Annotated in this window: 12 protein-coding genes and 1 pseudogene; 4 read left to right on the forward strand and 9 right to left on the reverse strand. The window is 60.6% G+C overall.

All coding sequences use genetic code 11. The annotated features are described in order from the left end of the window. Positions 1 to 4: 4 nt before the first annotated feature. From X265_RS11320 to X265_RS11360, 9 genes and pseudogenes are all read right to left on the reverse strand, one after another. Positions 5 to 964, reverse strand: a complete 960-nt coding sequence (locus X265_RS11320) for a DUF3618 domain-containing protein (protein WP_128964900.1) — start codon at positions 962 to 964, stop codon at positions 5 to 7. A gap of 846 nt (positions 965 to 1,810) precedes the next feature. Further along, positions 1,811 to 2,953, reverse strand: a pseudogene (locus X265_RS11325) (ABC transporter substrate-binding protein); the annotation flags it as partial. 21 nt (positions 2,954 to 2,974) lie between these two features. Next, positions 2,975 to 4,143, reverse strand: a protein-coding gene (locus X265_RS11330) for an IS3 family transposase (RefSeq protein ID WP_128963646.1) whose coding sequence is annotated in 2 segments (ribosomal slippage) — positions 2,975 to 3,855 and positions 3,855 to 4,143 — 1,170 coding nt in all. Because the reading frame shifts where the segments join, the coding sequence is not laid out codon by codon here. Positions 4,144 to 5,578: 1,435 nt separating this feature from the next. Beyond that, complete coding sequence (locus X265_RS11335) at positions 5,579 to 6,712, reverse strand: helix-turn-helix transcriptional regulator (RefSeq protein WP_128964901.1); 1,134 nt, start codon at positions 6,710 to 6,712, stop codon at positions 5,579 to 5,581. Positions 6,713 to 7,465: 753 nt separating this feature from the next. Continuing rightward, positions 7,466 to 8,176, reverse strand: coding sequence for an ABC transporter ATP-binding protein (locus tag X265_RS11340; RefSeq protein WP_128964902.1), 711 nt, complete (start codon positions 8,174 to 8,176; stop codon positions 7,466 to 7,468). Beyond that, entirely contained in the window at positions 8,173 to 8,943 is a 771-nt protein-coding gene (locus X265_RS11345) for an ABC transporter ATP-binding protein (RefSeq protein ID WP_128964903.1), read from the reverse strand. Before X265_RS11345 ends, X265_RS11340 begins: the two co-directional genes overlap by 4 nt. Beyond that, positions 8,922 to 9,881 carry a branched-chain amino acid ABC transporter permease gene (locus X265_RS11350; protein ID WP_128964904.1) on the reverse strand — a complete coding sequence of 320 codons (960 nt, stop codon included), beginning with the start codon at positions 9,879 to 9,881 and terminating at the stop codon, positions 8,922 to 8,924. Before X265_RS11350 ends, X265_RS11345 begins: the two co-directional genes overlap by 22 nt. Beyond that, positions 9,878 to 10,777 (reverse strand): branched-chain amino acid ABC transporter permease, encoded by a 900-nt coding sequence (locus X265_RS11355; protein ID WP_128964905.1) that lies wholly within the window; start codon positions 10,775 to 10,777, stop codon positions 9,878 to 9,880. The genes X265_RS11350 and X265_RS11355 overlap by 4 nt, the downstream gene beginning before the upstream one ends. 6 nt (positions 10,778 to 10,783) lie before the next feature. Continuing rightward, positions 10,784 to 12,019, reverse strand: a complete 1,236-nt coding sequence (locus X265_RS11360; RefSeq protein ID WP_128964906.1) for an ABC transporter substrate-binding protein — start codon at positions 12,017 to 12,019, stop codon at positions 10,784 to 10,786. Positions 12,020 to 12,409: 390 nt separating this feature from the next. Between X265_RS11360 and X265_RS11365 the strand changes: the two genes are divergently transcribed. The 4 genes from X265_RS11365 (at position 12,410) to X265_RS11380 (ending at position 16,715) form a co-directional block, all read left to right on the forward strand. Continuing rightward, positions 12,410 to 13,369, forward strand: coding sequence for an N-acyl homoserine lactonase family protein (locus X265_RS11365; RefSeq protein ID WP_128964907.1), 960 nt, complete (start codon positions 12,410 to 12,412; stop codon positions 13,367 to 13,369). A 108-nt stretch (positions 13,370 to 13,477) separates the two neighbouring features. After that, complete coding sequence (locus X265_RS11370) at positions 13,478 to 14,416, forward strand: ABC transporter ATP-binding protein (protein WP_128964908.1); 939 nt, start codon at positions 13,478 to 13,480, stop codon at positions 14,414 to 14,416. After that, complete coding sequence (locus X265_RS11375) at positions 14,413 to 15,114, forward strand: ABC transporter permease (protein WP_128964909.1); 702 nt, start codon at positions 14,413 to 14,415, stop codon at positions 15,112 to 15,114. Before X265_RS11370 ends, X265_RS11375 begins: the two co-directional genes overlap by 4 nt. Then, a complete protein-coding gene (locus X265_RS11380; protein WP_128964910.1) occupies positions 15,111 to 16,715 on the forward strand; it encodes a Gldg family protein in 1,605 nt (534 codons plus the stop codon). Before X265_RS11375 ends, X265_RS11380 begins: the two co-directional genes overlap by 4 nt. The last annotated feature ends 8 nt before the right edge of the window (positions 16,716 to 16,723 follow it).

A 16,723-nucleotide genomic window follows, 5' to 3' on the forward strand; every position in this document is an offset into this window, starting at 1 on the left:
TCCTTCAAGTGTTGGTTTGAGAGGGGCTAAAGGCAGCTTTGACCACGTCTTCGGCTGCCTCTTTCAAAGTGTCCGCCATGTTCTGCGTCATACGGCTGGCATGGCTGCCGAGATCAGCCTCGGTGACCTTTTGCGTCGCAGCATCGGCTGCAGATGTGGTCGCGTTTTTCACCACCTCGAATCCGGATTGCGCGGCAGCAGCCGCAGCCTGCCTCATTCCGTCACTTGCCCCGCCCATCACCTTGGCTTCAGCCTTCGTCTCGGGAAGGGCGGCAGCAATGATGGCGCCGAGCGCGATGCCCAAGCCTCCAATCAGCGCGGCATTGTCGCCGATGGTCTGTCGGGCCTGCTCAGGCGCGTTCGCAGCGGCACCCTTGGCTGCGTCCATGCTGCTCTTGAGTTTTTCACTTGCGAAGTTGGCAGCCTGCGCCGCGCTCGCCCGCAGATCCGAGGCAAGACCAGCGGCCTTGTCCTGCGCGTCAGCAGCCGACCCGGCGGCTCGGCTTTGGGCGGAGGATAGTGTCTCCCTGGCCTCACTATGCATGGCCCGGGCGACCTCCGTCACGTCCCCAAGCATCTGCTCCGCTTTGTCCATGACCGGACCGGTGACGTCTGCCGCGCGATCCCGCAGAGTCTTCGAAGTCAGGGCCAGCCCGGCCCCGATCATGAGAAGCGGCAGCGGCGTACCTCGCACCAGGCGGAGCAGCGGGAAACCCACTGCGGCGCCCGCGGCCACCGCGCGCATCGGATTGTCCATGATTTGCTGCTTGAGCCCGTCGACCCAACTCTGGGTCTTTTGGCTGACATATTCGGTGACTTCGGATTTGATGTGCTGCGGGGAGACCTTATGGCGAATGTCGTCAGCGGTGTCCGATATCTGCTCTTTCAGCAGACTTACCGTAGTCGCCAGCTCTGCGCGTGTGCGCTCAGACTCGCGTCTCAACTCCTCCACCGATCGCGTCATCGATCCACCCTCATATTTCTCTTTGTCCTATTTCTCTCGAATTTAAGGACGAACTCACGCTATATTGAATCGTTCCTCAGGGATCGTCTTGGTCGTGCTTGTTGCGACGTAACCGTGCTTTGAAGAGCGGCTAATCCGCCCACCCTGTCCATGTAATTTTGGAGCGATAGAGCTCGCGCCGCGTGCCCGCCCGCGACCTGGACGTTTTAGCCGACGACCTTTGACAGCGCGGCCGAACTATCGGGGAGAACAGGCGTTTACCGACCAGGCAGACGCGTTCGACTATTTCCGCGCCTACACCGTCCGAGCTTGCAAGCGCGGCCGATGCCGAAGGGCCGGATGAAGCACCTGCAGCTTGTGGTCGGCCGGCTCTATAGCCTGATGCGCGCTAGCGTGAGCGCGATAGCGAAGGAGCGGTATGAGCGGTAGTCCAAGATCGGATGCGCTCCGCGTCGCGGCAGGTCTGTAATGCAGCGCGATCACTTATAACCGGGTATGACAGTTTTAGCGGCTATCAGTCACATCGTGGAGCGGCGCAAGCCGCCCGTGCCGTGCTGTCAAAGCGCTGTTGTCGATAGTTCTGTCAGGACGTGCTTGGTCACGTCCGGTCGTATGCCTGCAATATCTCTGATATTGGCGTTGCGATCTTATGTTCGCGCCATGAAAACTCAGAGGTAGAAAGAATGTCGCCTAGGCCCCCACCGAGCATTTTAACGGCACATCGGGTGAGTCAATCGAATGTAACCAGGCCGAACTGAATTGCCTCGCATCGATAAGGGCACTGGCTCGCATTGTCCCAACGGTTAAGAGCTATGCGAGCCAGCGCCGATGGGCGAAAGAGCAGCCCTAGGAGCCTTTCTCCCCGCTCATAACCGGGCCAAATCGCTCCCAGCTTTCTCCCTTGAACCGCATCATTTGAAGCTGTTCGATCGGAGCGAAGTCAGTCGGGCTCGTTTTGATCCGAGTTCCGGGCAAGTAGATGCCGATCTCGAAATCGAGGTTGGCTGCCTGCTTCATGACGTTCTCACGCGTGAGATTGTCACCGCATTGCCGAAGCACTTGCTCCAAACCTTTGGCAACGCCATAGCCGAACACAGTTGCAGAGTCGTCAAGATCGCCTTCAGGATACCACTTTGTCATGAAGGCTCGCCACTCGTTCATAGCGGGATCATTCTTCCACTCAGCATCCTTCGGATCTTTAAGGTATGCCGTAGATAGGATGTCCTGGCTGGCCTCATAACCCGCAGGCTTAATTACACCTCCAATGGAAGCAGAAACGTTGGTCAAAAACTGCACTGGATGCCAGTTCAGTTCAGCGATCTTCTTGATGGCTTGAGCCGCGAATTTGGGCGTTGCGATGTTAACGAAAATGTCGGGGTTTGCACCTTTGATCTGGACGATCTGAGAATCGACTGTCGGCGAGCTCGTCTCATACGCTGCTTCTGCTACGATGAGCTTGCCGGCTTGCTCGCCAAGGCCGTCCTTTAGCCCGATTACGTAATCCTTGCCGAAATCGTCATTCTGATAGAGGACCGCAATCGTTTTCCCCGGGTAGTTTTGGAGGATGTACTTGCCATAGATGCGAGCTTCCACCTGATAACTCGGCTGCCACCCCATCGTCCAAGGGAAGTTCTTCGGGTCATTCCACTTAGCGGCGCCTGTCGACACGAACAGCTGAGGGACTTTCTTGGCATTCATGTATTTCTGAATTGCGGTGTTGCCGGGCGTTCCGAGTGGGTTGAAGATGAGTAGCACCTCGTCGCTCTCTACTAGCTTGCGAGCCTGTTCGACCGTCTTTGGCGGACTGTACGTGTCGTCATAAGAGATGAAATTGATCTTGCGACCGTTGATGCCCCCTTCAGAGTTGATCTTGTTGAAGTAGGCCGCCTCTGTTTTCCCAATGGTGGCGTAAGCTGATGCCGGACCTGAGTACGGCATGATGTTGCCGACCTTGATCTCGGTATCACTTGCCCCGGGATCGTATGATCTTCCCCCGATAAAGTGGACGGGTTAAGCGGCTTTTAGCTCCATCTCGATCGGGGGGATATATCCGAGTGCGGAATGGAGCCTTGTCCGGTTATAGAATCCTTCGATGAAGCTGAAGATATCGCGCTGGGCCTCAGTGCGGGTCTTGTAGTTGCGATGATGGACGAGCTCGGTCTTCAGGGTATGGAAGAAGCTTTCCATCGGGGCGTTGTCGTAGCAATCGGCCCTGCGGCTCATTGATGCCGTCATGCCGGCCTCCATAAGGGTGCTGCGATAAGCGTGCGAAGCGTATTGCACACCCCGGTCGGTGTGACAGATCAATCCGGCCTGCGGCCGCCGCTCCCGGATTGCCATCGTCAGGGCTGCGGAGGCGAGCTCGACCTGCATGTGATCGCGCATGGCCCAGCCGACGATCTTCCGACTGAACAGATCCATGACGGCGGCCAGATAAAGCCACCCCTCGGCGGTCGGGATGTAGGTGATGTCGCCGAGCCAGACCCGGTTCGGGGCTTCCGCCGTGAAGTCGCGCGCGACCAGGTTCGGTGCGATCGGCAGGTCGTGACGGCTGTCGGTGGTGCGCACACGGCGTGGCTTTGCGGTGATGGCGCGGATGCCATGCCGGCGCATCGTCCGCTCGATCCGGCCGCGGCTGGCGCTGCGTCCCTGCCTGCGCAGAGCGGCATGGACGCGGGGACTGCCGTAGCGGCCGCTGCTGTCCTGATGGACCTGCCGTATCTCGGCCAGCAGCGCGGCATGGGATTTTGCCCGCTCGCTCACGGGGTGGTCGCGCCAAGCGTAGTAGCCGGCCGGCGAGACCTCGAGCACGGCGCACATCAGCCGCACCGGATAGGTGTTGCGATGGTCCTCGATGAAGCGAAAGCTCATGTTCGGGTTCCGGCAAAGATCGCGATCGACTTTTTTAAAATGTCGCGTTCCATCCGCAGCCGCTCGTTCTCCTGGCGCAACACGGCGAGTTCCGAAGCCTGGTCCGCCGACATCGGCGTCGCCTGCGTGGTGGGGCGCCACGCCGCCGATGCCGGCTCGCGCCGGAGCTTATCGACCCAGCGCCGCAGCACTGAGTCGCGCAGACCGAGCTCCTTGGCTACCGACCCGATCGAGCGGCCGCTCGACACCACCAACCCCGCCGCCTCGCGCTTGTACTCTTCAGTAAACGACCGACGTGCACGTTCCATTCAACACCTCCAGGCTCAACGAGCCTACTACAGGTGTCCACTCATTCGGAGGAAGTTCAGTATTTCTTTTGGGCGTTGGCGGTGCCAGACAGAGCGAGAAACGTTGCCGCCGCGATAGCGATCGAACAAGTGAATTTGACGTAATCACTACGCATCCTTGTCCTCCCATAAAGCTCCGGCTCTTCACCTTCTATGGGTCTTCTCGGCCGGACTTCTTGAGTATGCACGACAAGGAATTGGACGCTAGGCAAGTTAGCAGTTCCATGCTGCCGCCGAATTGCAGCGCAGTGCACAATTCCTCATATTGGAATATCTGAGCAACGAACGGTTGCGCTCCCTAAGAGCCGCCGGTGTATCCGAGCAAATAATGATCTTGTACTCGCTCACCCTGTTCGCTCATTCGAAATCAATCCATCTAACTGTCGTCGATCTCATGGTTCTCTTCGCTCAGGGACCATCGATAGAGCGGAACAGCTGCTCGAGCGACGAAACGAAGCGTCCGAGCAGCGACTGGCGAGCTTAATTGTGAGAGCGTAACGCTTCCTGAACTGGTTGCATGGAAGGAGCACAAGGACGTGCGGCGAGGCGGATGGCTGCGGATAGGCTGGCCTAGACTGGAAAAGCGGAAACCCAAAGAGGTGACGATGGCTCCGGCCTGGACCTCCGGCAAAAATTGTCCGTCGTCTTGCTTGCCAGGGCTTGTCTTCCAGAGTCGAAACCTCCGGCAAACCCGGGGCGGTTCAAGATTACCCGCGCCGCCGACATCGCGGCCGCCTCTGGCGGCCTAGCGCGTCTGCGCGGCCACCATCCTCACTCCCCTGACGAGAAACTGCGGATTGCCGTCGAAGACTCCGTGTGCCGCAGTCCGTGTCACTCAATTCCCGCTGACAAACCCTATCCCGATAGCCGTTGCGGGAAGCATGATATGGCCACCATAGGTCATATCCCATATGGGTCATGTTCAAACCCAAAGAACGCGATAGAGCCAATATCTGGCTGCATCGCATGCGCAACCCTACTCGCGAGGCGGCGTCCCGATCCGGCCAGCAAGGATTGTGAGCAGTCCAATGACTTCAGTTCCATCGCGTTACGATCATCGCGATTCCGGAGATTTCCTTGTGCTAGACACGCGTGTGCGGAGACGCGCGCGTGGATGGGAATGGAACGTTACGACCTACTCAGGTAGGATCCTCATGCGAGGAAAAGTAAGAAGGCGAGCGGCAGCACGATATGAGGCCGCACGAGCACTGTTTCTACTGCTCATGAGCACGTCATCAGCCGGGGTTCGAAGTCGAAGCGACCCCAGCATTTTACTTAGAAACATCGACGAGTTGTTTTGGGTCTTTGAATGTTCACAACGCGATTCTCGATAGCGGTGAGGTCTCCGCTGATGCCTAATCGTTGTGAACTCACCACTTTCCACACCTGCGTTGGATCAACGCAATACTAGCCGGCCTAACAGCGCCGTGAGCTCGCTTTGCCTGGAGATGTCGAGCTTGCCGAACACGCGCTTCAGCACGTTGCGGGCTGTCTCCTCAGCAATTCCGAGACGTTCCGCAGCCTGTCTCGGGGGGATCCCCGAGCCGACGAGGGATGCGACCCTTGCTTCCCCAAGCGTCAGTCCCAGGATGTCGCGCACGACCGCCGGGTCGGCCGGCTCCGCGGGTTTCTGCTCGATCGCGAGCACGATCGCCCGGGTGTGGGTTAGAAAATGATTGGCTGAAAGGGCGCCCGCCGTGATCGGGAGCAGGTAGATGACGAAACGGCGGCCTGTCGTGGTCGGTCCTACAAGAATCGGCTTCGGTTCCGACAGAACGTCGTGCGCCTCGGCGCGAAGCGTTCGCGTCACTGCGCTCTCGAAAGGACCTTTGCTTGCCGCCATGCAAACACGGAGCTGGTCGTTCACAAGGTCGAACACCTCGCCTAATAGACTTTGAGCGACCGGGTTGGCGAACAGCAAGCGCGACGACCAATCAAGGGAAAAAACGCCGATGCCAATCCGGGCCAGGGCCTCGCCAAGGCCGACATTGGTCAGTTCGGCATTGAGAAGCCGGATCGAGAGCCGCAAGGATTTCTCGATATGGCGTCCCAGCAAGCCGACAACCTCGAGGTCAGCATCAGAAAACTGCGGCTGGGCGAAATGTCGATGCACGGTGAGCACCACACCGATCGCCGGATCCGGCGACACTGGCACTCCGCCAAACCAGCCCAAGCCATGTTTGACGAGGAATTCCTTGTAGAAGGGATGATTGACGTAAGCATCGTCGAACGGTCCAACGTGCCGATCCGTAATGGGTTCGCCTCCGAAGTAGAGGCCGGCCCGCACCGCCCGCTCACCCTTGAAATCGTGCTGTGACCACCGTGCCTCATATTCCCGGGCCGCCTCTGTCAGGCTTTCTGAGACAATTACGCCGAACGTCCCATCCTCCCTTTGCCATTGTAGGAGCGCGCCGACGTTATCAAAGCAGCTTGCCACTTTGCCGAGGGCATGGGGCCAAAGGGACGGATCGGGGGCCGCGTCGTAGATCGCCTCAACGGCTGCGGTCAGATAGTCAAGCTTAACGGACATGGGGTCCTATCAAATAATTCAGAACCCCTTCAGATTATGTGTGTTTTTTGACTCTCAACAACAGCCATTCGTCGAATTTCGCCGGAACCTTCCCAATTTTTCGCACCGTCACTTCAGGGGACAGGGGTCGTCGGCTGCTGAAGGGAGCGTCACTTCGGGTTTGCCGAACGGGTGCTTTTGCATAGACGACGGATGGCAAGCACAGCCCAAATTTTTCGAACTAACTTCGTACCTGCAGTCCCAGATTTTTTCAGCATGCGCAATAATGGTGAGATGTTCTGGGATTTCAGCTTCGCTTCCCCAAAACGTTTGCGAAGTGTTGCTGGGCGAGTGTTCGGGTGCCATCCCGGCGTCCATGGTCAGAGTTGGATGGGAATCGATTGTTCTAGCTCCGCGTTTGTAATGAAGTGAGGAACCCATGGCCTTGAGCGAGGGAGACATCGCACCCGGGCTTGCTTGATCTTAGAAAAAGCCGGCCGCTGATGCATGTAATGGGACATGCCCAATGTTTCATGGCCAAATACCTTATGCTCAATCCGCACAAGCTTGTTGTGAGTTCTCATGCGTGCGTGACTCGAAACATAGGTTCGCTGAGTGAGCAGTCTCTCCCTAGACAGGCTTGTCGAGAATGGCGGGCTCTCTTTGAGCGCGCGCCGAAAGACGCATCCGCAGAAACCGTCCCGCTTGAGACCTCCGGTCACGGATTGAGTATCAGGCGCTCGTCGCGATTAATGCCGGTCCCAAACACGACCGCTACATGGCAAGATAACGCCGGCGGATATCCTCGTTCCTGGCGAGACCGACAGTGTCCTGTTGGTGCACCACTTTGCCTTTATCGATGACTACGGCCTCCTCCGCAATTCGCAGGCAAAAATGCATGTTCTGTTCAGCAAGCAGGATGGTAGCGCCGCTTGCTCCCAGTTCGCGTAGCATCCTGCTGATGGTGGCGACCACCATGGGAGCGAGGCCTTCGCTTGGCTCATCGAGCAAGAGAACCAAGGGATTGCCCATCAGAGCCCGCGCGATCACCAGCAACTGTTGCTCGCCGCCGGACAGGCGGCCCGCCTCGCGGGCGCGAAGATTTTCGAGCAGCGGGAAGGTGTCCCAAATGCGCGGCAGCGTCCAGCCGCGCCGTCCATCGGGACCGCTCTTGGCTGCAATTAGGAGATTGTCTTCCACGCTGTGCTCGGGGAACACTTGGCGATCCTCGGGCACATAGGCGAGACCGAGCCTAGCGCGCGCATGCGGCGGCATGCGGGTGATGTCTTGGCCGGCGAAGATGATGCGGCCGCTCCTGGCCGGCACGATCCCGGCAAGCGTCTTCATGGTCGTGCTCTTGCCCGCGCCATTGCGGCCGAGTAGCGCCAGCGTGCGCTTCTCTTGGAGCACGAGGTTGACATCGAACAGTATCCGGCTGGGACCGTAAAAGGCGCTCAATCCTTCGGCGCGTAGGAGCTCCGTCATGGATCATGTTCCTCCTTGCCGAGATACGCGTCGATCACCGCCTGGTTGTTGCGGATCTCGTCCGGCGTGCCCTCCGCTAGAACGCGGCCGTAGCACAGCACGCGAATGGTGCTCGCGACCTGGAAGACGATGTCCATATCGTGCTCGATGAACACCAGCGTCAGCTTCTGCTGGTCCCATAAGCCCCGGACCCGCTCGATCATGCCCCAGCGCTCGTCGGGGCCCATGCCGGCCGTCGGCTCATCGAGCAGGAGCACCTTCGGTTCGAGCGCTAGCGCAATGGCGATATCGAGCAGCTTCTGGTCGCCGTGGGAAAGGATGGCGGCCTCGACATCGGCTATGTGGCTCAGACCTACCAACTCCATCACCTCTCGAGCGCGCTCTCGCGCGCCGGGCAGCGGAAAGCGGCGGGCGAGATTGCCCCACTGACCGAGATGGGCGGTAACGGCGGCCATTAAGTTTTCCGCCACTGTCATGCTCGGAAAGCAGCTCGCCACCTGAAACGCCCGCCCGATGCCAAGTTGCATGCGCTCAGCCTTTGAGCGACGGACGACGTCCTCGCCATCGAGCAGCACCTCCCCGCTATCGGGGGCGAATGCGCCGCTGATCAGGTTGAAAAAGGTGCTCTTGCCGGCGCCGTTCGGTCCGATCACCGCCGAAAGCGAGCCTGAAGGAAAGGCCAGCGACACATCGTCAATCGCTCGCACGCCACCGAATGTTTTAGTGAGATGTCTGACCTCAAGTTTCATCGTAAGCTGCTCGGCCATGCACGTCGGAGAAAATCCAGCACGCCGCGGCGCAAACCAACGGCGAAGATGAGGACCACGATTCCCAGCACCAGGCCCTGATACTCGGTGGTGCGGGCCAGCAGGTCATTCAGCGCAAGCAGGATCGCCGCACCGAGCAAAGGTCCGAGGAAGCTGTTGATGCCGCCCAGCATGACGGCAAAGATCGCTTGACCAGAATTCGGCCAATCGGCGAGTTCCGGATAGGCGCCCGAGACGAACAGTGCGGCCAATACGCCGCCGAGCCCTGCGAAGCTGCCGGCGATGGTGAATGCCCACAGCCGGGCGCGCCACAGCACCACGCCAAGAAAGCTCGTGCGGCTATCGTTGTCTCGGATCATGCGCAGCGTTTGGCCAAAGGGGCTTGCGGAAATGTGGCGCAGCGCCAGCAAGCCAATTACCGCGACGACCGCGCAGAACTGGTAAAGATGAAGCTGCGAGGCGAGCTCGAAGCCGAAGATCTCGCGTCGCGGCAGGCCGCCGCGCAGGCCCTGGTCGCCGCCGGTGAGGCTCTGCCAGGAGATGATGACACTGTAGATCAGCATCTGAAACGCCAGGGTGATGAAGGCGAAATAGTCCGTGCTGAGGCGGACGCAGATCGCGCCGACGCAGAGCGCGGCTACGGCCGTGAACAGCACCGCGAGCACGGCCGCGACGGGCAGCGAGAGCTCCGTCATCTGCATCATCAAGGCGAAAGCGTAGGCGCCCAGCCCATAGAACAGGCCATGGCCGAATGAGACCATGCCGGTGTTGCCGACCAACAGGTTGAGCGAGGTCGCAAACAGCGCCATTGCACTCAATCGGATGACGAAATCCTCGAACGCAGGGCTGCGATGGACGAACGGGATTGCGAGCACGACAATCAAGGCTAGTGCGGCAATCGCCGCCTCGCGCATGGCCGGGCGGCGATTCTCTTTCATAGACGGCGACCGAATAGGCCCTGCGGCCGGAGCAGCAGGATAGCAATCATCACGATGTAAATCAGGCCGTCGGTGAACTGGGGGAAGCCGATCGTGCCGAAGCCGCGGACCAGCCCTATCAACAGCGCTGAAACCAGAGCGCCCGGGATCGAGCCCATACCGCCGATTACGGTGACAATGAAGCTCTCGATCAAGACCGAAAAGCCCATGCCCGGCGACAGCGAACGCACCGGCGCCGCGAGCGCGCCCGCGAGTCCGGCGAGCCCCCCGCCGATGGCGAAGACGATCGTAAACAGCAGTGTGGTGTTGACGCCGAGCGCAGACACCATCTGCGCGTTGATCGCGGCGGCGCGCACCGTCTTGCCGAGCCGCGTCATCGACAGGCCGAGGCCGAGAATGACTGCGATCAGCGCAGCGATTCCGATCAGCACGGCGTAAAAGGGGGGCACCACTCCACCCGCGATGAACAGCGGCGGCACCTGGAACGCCGGCGGCATACCCATGGCGTGGAATTCCGGTCCCCAGATGATCTTGACGAGATCGTCGAAGATCAACACCACGGCGTAGCAGATCAGAAGCTGCATGAGGACATTGGAGCCATAGACGCGACTAATCAGCGCACGCTCGAACGCAACGCCAAACGCCGCCATTGACAGTGCGCCCGCCAGCACCGCAACAGCATAGCTGCCGGTTACGCCGAGCGCCGTATAGGCGACGTAACCGCCTAGCATGTAGAAGGTGCCGTGGGCGAAATTCACGACTTTCAGCACGCCGAAGATCAGCGTCACGCCTGCGGCGACCAGGAACAGGAGCATGCCCACGATCAGCCCGCTGGTGGTTTGGGTCACCACACAGGCCGATGTTGCGAAGCAGGCGCCGAGTGCGTTGAGGTCCATCTGAGCTCAGATGTACTTCTGCTGCTTCTTCCACTCCGTCTCGAGCTCGATGATCTTACCCCAGTCGGCGGCCTTCACGTCGACAATGAACGGCTCGGTCGGTATGGTCTGGCCCCAGCCGATGGCATAGCCGATCGTGGTGTGGTCGTCGCGCATGGTGATCGTGCCGTCGACGCCGAACGGCGTGTTGATCTTCATGCCGGTGAGCGCGTCGGCCAGCGCCTTGCCGTCCAGGGCATTGGCCTTCTTGATGGCCTGCTCATAGAACTGCATTGCCACCGTGTTCTGCCACGACCAGTTGGTCGGCCGCTCGTTCCACTTCTTGAAGTAGGCCTGGCCCCATTCCTTGTTGGCGGGCGTATCCGGGAAGGTTTCGAGATAGCGGGTAGCCGACTGGATGCCGGCCGGCAGGTTCTTGATCGCAGCCAGCACCGGATAATCGACGTTGGGGGTCGCCACGGCCATCTGCGAGAACAGCGCATAGATGTTGCCCTGGTTCACGAAGGCCGAGAGGTCGCCGGCATAAAGCAACGTGAACAGCGCCTGCGGCTTGGCCTGGATCAGCTTAGTGATGACTTCCGTGAAGTCTGGCTGCCCGAGCTTGGGCCAGGCCTCGGTGATCACCTCGAGGTCCGGCTTGAACTGCTTGAAGAATTGCAGGTATTGGGCGGTGGTGTCGCGGCCGTAGGCGTAGTCAGGCGAACAGGTCGCCCATTTGTTGAGCTTCTTGGCGTTGGCGTATCCGGAGAGATAAATGCTGCCGGCGACAGCGTCGTGCACGCCTTGCCGCGCGACTCGGAACGCGGTGGGCGCACGAATCTTGGGATCCGCAGTCAGCGAGGACGTTTCGCTGTTGGTGTGGATGCAGGGAACGCCGAGACTGCGCACCACTTCCTGGACCGCAAAGGAGGCGGACGATGCCTCGGCATCGATCAAGAGCTCACAACCCGAGCTGTTCACCAGCTCTCGCGCGATGCGGGCGGCCTCCTGCGGCTGGCCCTTTGAGTCGCGGTACACGATTTCGATCTGTCGGCCGAGGAAGCCCCCGGCCGCGTTGATGCGATCCTGTTCCATCATCAGCGCATTACGCGACGAGGTGCCGAGCAGTGCGATCGGCCCGGACAGGATGCTTTGCATTCCAATCCGTAAGGTGTTGCTCTGGGCCCTGGCCACCCAGGGAGCGGCCAGCAGGCTGGCGGTACCACCCGCCAGTACAATGCGACGCGTGATGACTGCGCTCATCGAACCGCACCTCCCATGAACCTGTTCTTTTGGCCTGTCTTGAAAACAACCGGCTCTTTCTGTTCAGGAGGCCCACTGTAGATCGGCCACAGCTGTGTGATCAACCGACATTTGCGAGTGGCGGGCGGCGCCGCGACATTGCGACGGTTACGTGGAGCGATGGCCATGATCGACAGCGGCTGGATCGCTTACGCCGAAGTATCAGGGCGAGGAAGGCGGACGACGAAGGTGCGGCAATATCTCGCCGCGTGAAATAAGCCCGGTCGGGGAATCGACCAGACTGCGGCGGCTCATGCCGCGCCGCAAAACCGCTCTCAATTTCGTCGTGGGGGTGGGCCAGGAGCTGCACAACCGACAGTTTTTGTGCTATGAAGCTGACGTCCGACAAACATGGAAAGACGGAACGGAAAAGACAAAGACAAGAGACGAAACAAAATACGTCAAAACCGGGAGGACGACATGCTGATGCGCTGTGCTCGAGTCCTTGGCTTGGTATTTGGAGGATTGGTTTGGGCAGCCGCCGGGGCGACGGCGGCGGAGCCGCCGAAAGAGATGAAGCTCTACGTGTTCTCCTCGGGGGCGCTTAATCTTGACAAGTCCATCATTCAAAACGGCTCCAGCGGCAAGGTCCAGATTCCCGTCGGTTTTTTCCTGATCCGCCATCCCAAAGGTGATGTGCTGTTCGACTGCGGCAACAATGATCGTATCATCAAGGATCCGGATTATTGGGGACCGTTCGTGAAAGCGCTCGACCCAGGCCGCGATCCCGACATCGCCATCGACGCCCAGCTTTCCAAGATTAACGTCAAGCCCTCCGACATCAAATATGTCGTACTCGGCCACTTCCACGTCGACCACGCCGGCAACATCGGCAAGTTCCTGGATTCGACATTCGTGTTCCAGCGCGACGAGATCAGGAACGCGTTCTGGCCGGCGCCCGGCTACGCGACGTTTTTCATCTCGGAAGATTTCTCCATGCTGCGGAACAGCATCGGCGGGGGCATGCCCGCCAAGTACAAGACCATCGAACTCGACGGGGACCTCGACCTGTTCGGTGACAATAGTGTCTTCATCCACCGCAGCGTCTCGCACACGCCGGGAAGCCAGATCCTTGTCGTGCGGCTGCCGAAGACCGGCACAGTGGTGCTGACCTCCGACGCTGTCTATCTGCAGGAGAACCTCGATAAGAACATCCTGCCGAGCATCGGCAGTGTCTACGATCCGGTCGGCATGCTAGACGCCTACGCTTGGGTGAAACGGGTCCGCGACACCGAGGGCGCCGACATCATCTATGCCCATGACCCTGATACGTTCAAGGCGCACAAGCACTCGCCCGAATTCTACGAGTGATTAGCTAGCGACCTCGGTCGTCTTCGCGCATCATCATCCCGGGCCTGATGCCCGGGATTCTGTTCGGTGCAGTCGGCGGACCGCCGCCAGAGAAGTGTTCGGATTGCCATGCCTCCGGTCGTTCTGGCGCAGCATGTGACGAAATGGTACGGGTCGCGGCGCGCCGTTGCTGACGTGTCCTTTGCGATCGAGCCGGGTGAAATCGTCGGCCTGCTCGGGCCCAACGGATCCGGCAAGAGTACGATTTTCCGCATGCTCACGGGCTACCTCGTGCCGACTTCAGGGCGGATCGAGGTGGCAGGCTGCGACGTGGTGTCGGATTCCCTCGGCGTCCGACGTGCCATCAGCTACGTGCCTGAGGATGCGCCGCTCTACGACCACATGCGGGTTGGCGAATTCCTGCATTTCATGGCGGGCCTCAAGGGGCTGCACGGCGCTGGAGCGCGCGGGGCGGTGGATGAAGCCGCCGAGCGGCTTGAGTTGACGGCGGTGATGATGCTGCCGGCCGGAAAACTGTCGCGCGGCTTCCGCCAGCGCGTTTCGATCGCGCAGGCGCTTCTGGCGAACCCAAAGGTGCTCGTGCTCGATGAGCCGACCAGCGGGCTCGACCCGCATCAGGTGATCGCCGTGCGCGATCTCATCCGGTCGCTGGCCGGCCGCCACACCGTGTTGATGGCCTCGCACATCCTGCCCGAGATAGAGAAGATCGCCTCGCGCGTGATGATCCTGCTCGATGGCCGGCTGCTGACATCAGACGCGCTGAAGGAGATGACGCAGCATCTGGCGCTGCGGCTGTCATCATCGTCCCCTTATGCTCTGATCGTTCTTGCAGCCCAAGGCGTCTCCGGCGTGCGCGAGGTCGCGCCCGATGCGGATGCCGGCACGGGCCATTATCTCGTTCGTGCCGAACGGCGCGCGTCGCTTCCGGCCGATCTCATCGCGGCGCTCGTGGCGGCCGATGTCGCCGTGTCGGAGCTTACGGAGGTGCGTCCCGATCTCGAGCGGGTGTTTCTCGATCTCACCAAGCGCCTCGGTGAGGCAGCATGAGAAGTTTTGCGGTGCTGCTCCAAAAAGAAGAGGCGGCGCTGTTTTCCGCGCCGATCGCCTACGTCCTGATGACTGTGTTCCTCCTGATCATGGGCTACAGCTTCACGCTCACGCTGTTCCTCAGCCATCAGCCCAGCATGGTGCACATCTTCTTCCAGATGTTCGTGCTGTTCGGGCTCACCGCTCCGCTGATCACCATGCGCCTGTTCGCGGAGGAGCGGAAACTGAAGACGCTGGAGGTTCTCCTGACCGCCCCGGTGTCGGAGGTCGCGATCGTCTTGGCAAAATACGTCGCTGCGATGAGCCTAGTTGTGGTCATGCTGCTGCTCTCGACGGCCTACGCCGCTGCGCTCGCCTGGTTCGGCGATCCCGACTTCGGCCCGATCTACTCTGGCTATCTCGGACTGCTGTTGTTCGGCTCCGCGCTGGTCAGCACCGGACTCCTGGCCTCGGCGCTGACGGCGAACCAGGTCATCGCGGCGCTGATTACACTCAGCGTCTTCCTGCTGCTCTGGATCATCGATAATTTCGGCTGGCTGCTTCCGAGCCCCGCCGACACGATGGTGGTGAACCTCTCGCTTTCCGTGCACTTTCGTCCGTTCGCCGTCGGGTCGATCTATCTGTCAGACGTCGGTTTTTTCGTCAGCGTCACGCTGTTGACGCTGGTGCTCTCCGTGCGGGCGCTGGCGCGAAGATGATGGCGCGCTTTGCCCGAGCCGACTTCGGCCTAGCCGCGCTTGTGGCCGGTGCCGTCGCGACCGGCCTGCTCGGCTTTGCCGGACTTGGCGAGACGGTGTCGAACGGCCTACTTTTCGCAGCCTGCCTCCTCGTGCTGCTTGCGCTGTTCGTGCTCGCGGTCCGTCTTCCGCTGCGCGGCGGTGCATCGCGCGCCTCGGAGTGGGCTATGAATGCGGCCATTGTCTGTGGCGCCGTCGCCATCGTGGTCGGCGCCAACGTCGCGCTCTATCGCCACGACGTACATCTCGACGTCAGCCGAGAGGGGGCGAACACGCCGCCGCGCCAGCTCACCGACGTCATCGCGCAATTGCGCGAGCCGCTCGCGCTCACCTATTTCTACAACGCTGGTGATCCCCACGCGGTGGGCCTTCGCGACCTCGTGCAGATTGCCGCGCGCAACCATCCGCTGTTCGTCTTTCGCGCCGTCGACCTTGACAAGGAGCCCGGCACGGCGCGCGACCTCGGCGTGCGCGTCTACAACACGGCGGTGCTGCAGGCTGGGGATCGCAAGGTGCTGGTCGAGAACGTGGTCGATCCCGCGCGGCTCGGATTAGCCGCGCTGCGCGTCCTGCGCAAGCATACCGAGACCGTCTGCTTCGTTACCGGTCACGGCGAGACTTTCCGTCCGATGCCGTCACACTTCCATTACAGCCATGTCGAGACGCTGAAGGGCCATGAGACGCCCGGCGCCGGCGACGTGCTGGAGGCCTCACCCGAGCAGCTCGACAGGCTGGAGCTTGCGCTGAATCAGATCGGTTTCGAGATGCGCGAGCTCGTTACCGCGACTAGCGTGGTGATACCGCCGGACTGCTCCGTGATTGCCGAGATTGGACCGCGCAGTGCGTTCACCGCAGACGAGGTGCAGCTGTTCGGTAATTACCTCAAAGGGGGCGGGCGGCTCCTCTTGCTGCTCGATCCGCTGTCGGAGATATCCGGCGATTTCGAGCGGCTTGTGCTCAAGCCCGTGGGGCTGTCTAGTGCGGCGGCGATCGTTGTCGATCCCCTCAATCATTTCCGGACCGATTCGGACAAAGTAGCGGTTCCTTATTATCCTTCCCATCCGATCACGAAGCGCCTCGCGCTGACTATATTCCCGCACGCGCGGCCAATCTCGGTCGGGCAGCCTCCGTCAGGCGTGGCTGTCGTCGTGCTGGCGGCGAGCAGCCAGGATAGCTATCTGAAATCCCCCCAGGCAACGGTCGCCGTGACAGGCGGCGAAGCGCCGAGTGCTAACCGCACCTCGCAAACGCTCGCCGTGGCTCTCGAGGGCACCTGGCCCGGCGCAGGCGACGACAAACACTTCCGCCTTGTGGTCGCCGGTACCAGCAAGTTCGCTAGCAACGAATACTTTCCTTACGTCTCTAACGGCGAGCTCTCGCTGTCAATGCTGCGCTGGCTCGCCGAGGATGATGCTACCCCGAGCGTGGCACCACAGCCGTTGAAGCTGCCGGAGATCGTGATGACGAGCCGCCAGATGCGCGACAGTTTCATTGTGCTGGAGGTCCTGTTGCCGCTGAGCACCGCGCTTTTCGGGATGCTGATGTGGTGGAGGCGGCGGTGAGGGCGGCG

This window comes from Bradyrhizobium guangdongense, assembly GCF_004114975.1.
Taxonomy (GTDB): domain Bacteria; phylum Pseudomonadota; class Alphaproteobacteria; order Rhizobiales; family Xanthobacteraceae; genus Bradyrhizobium; species Bradyrhizobium guangdongense.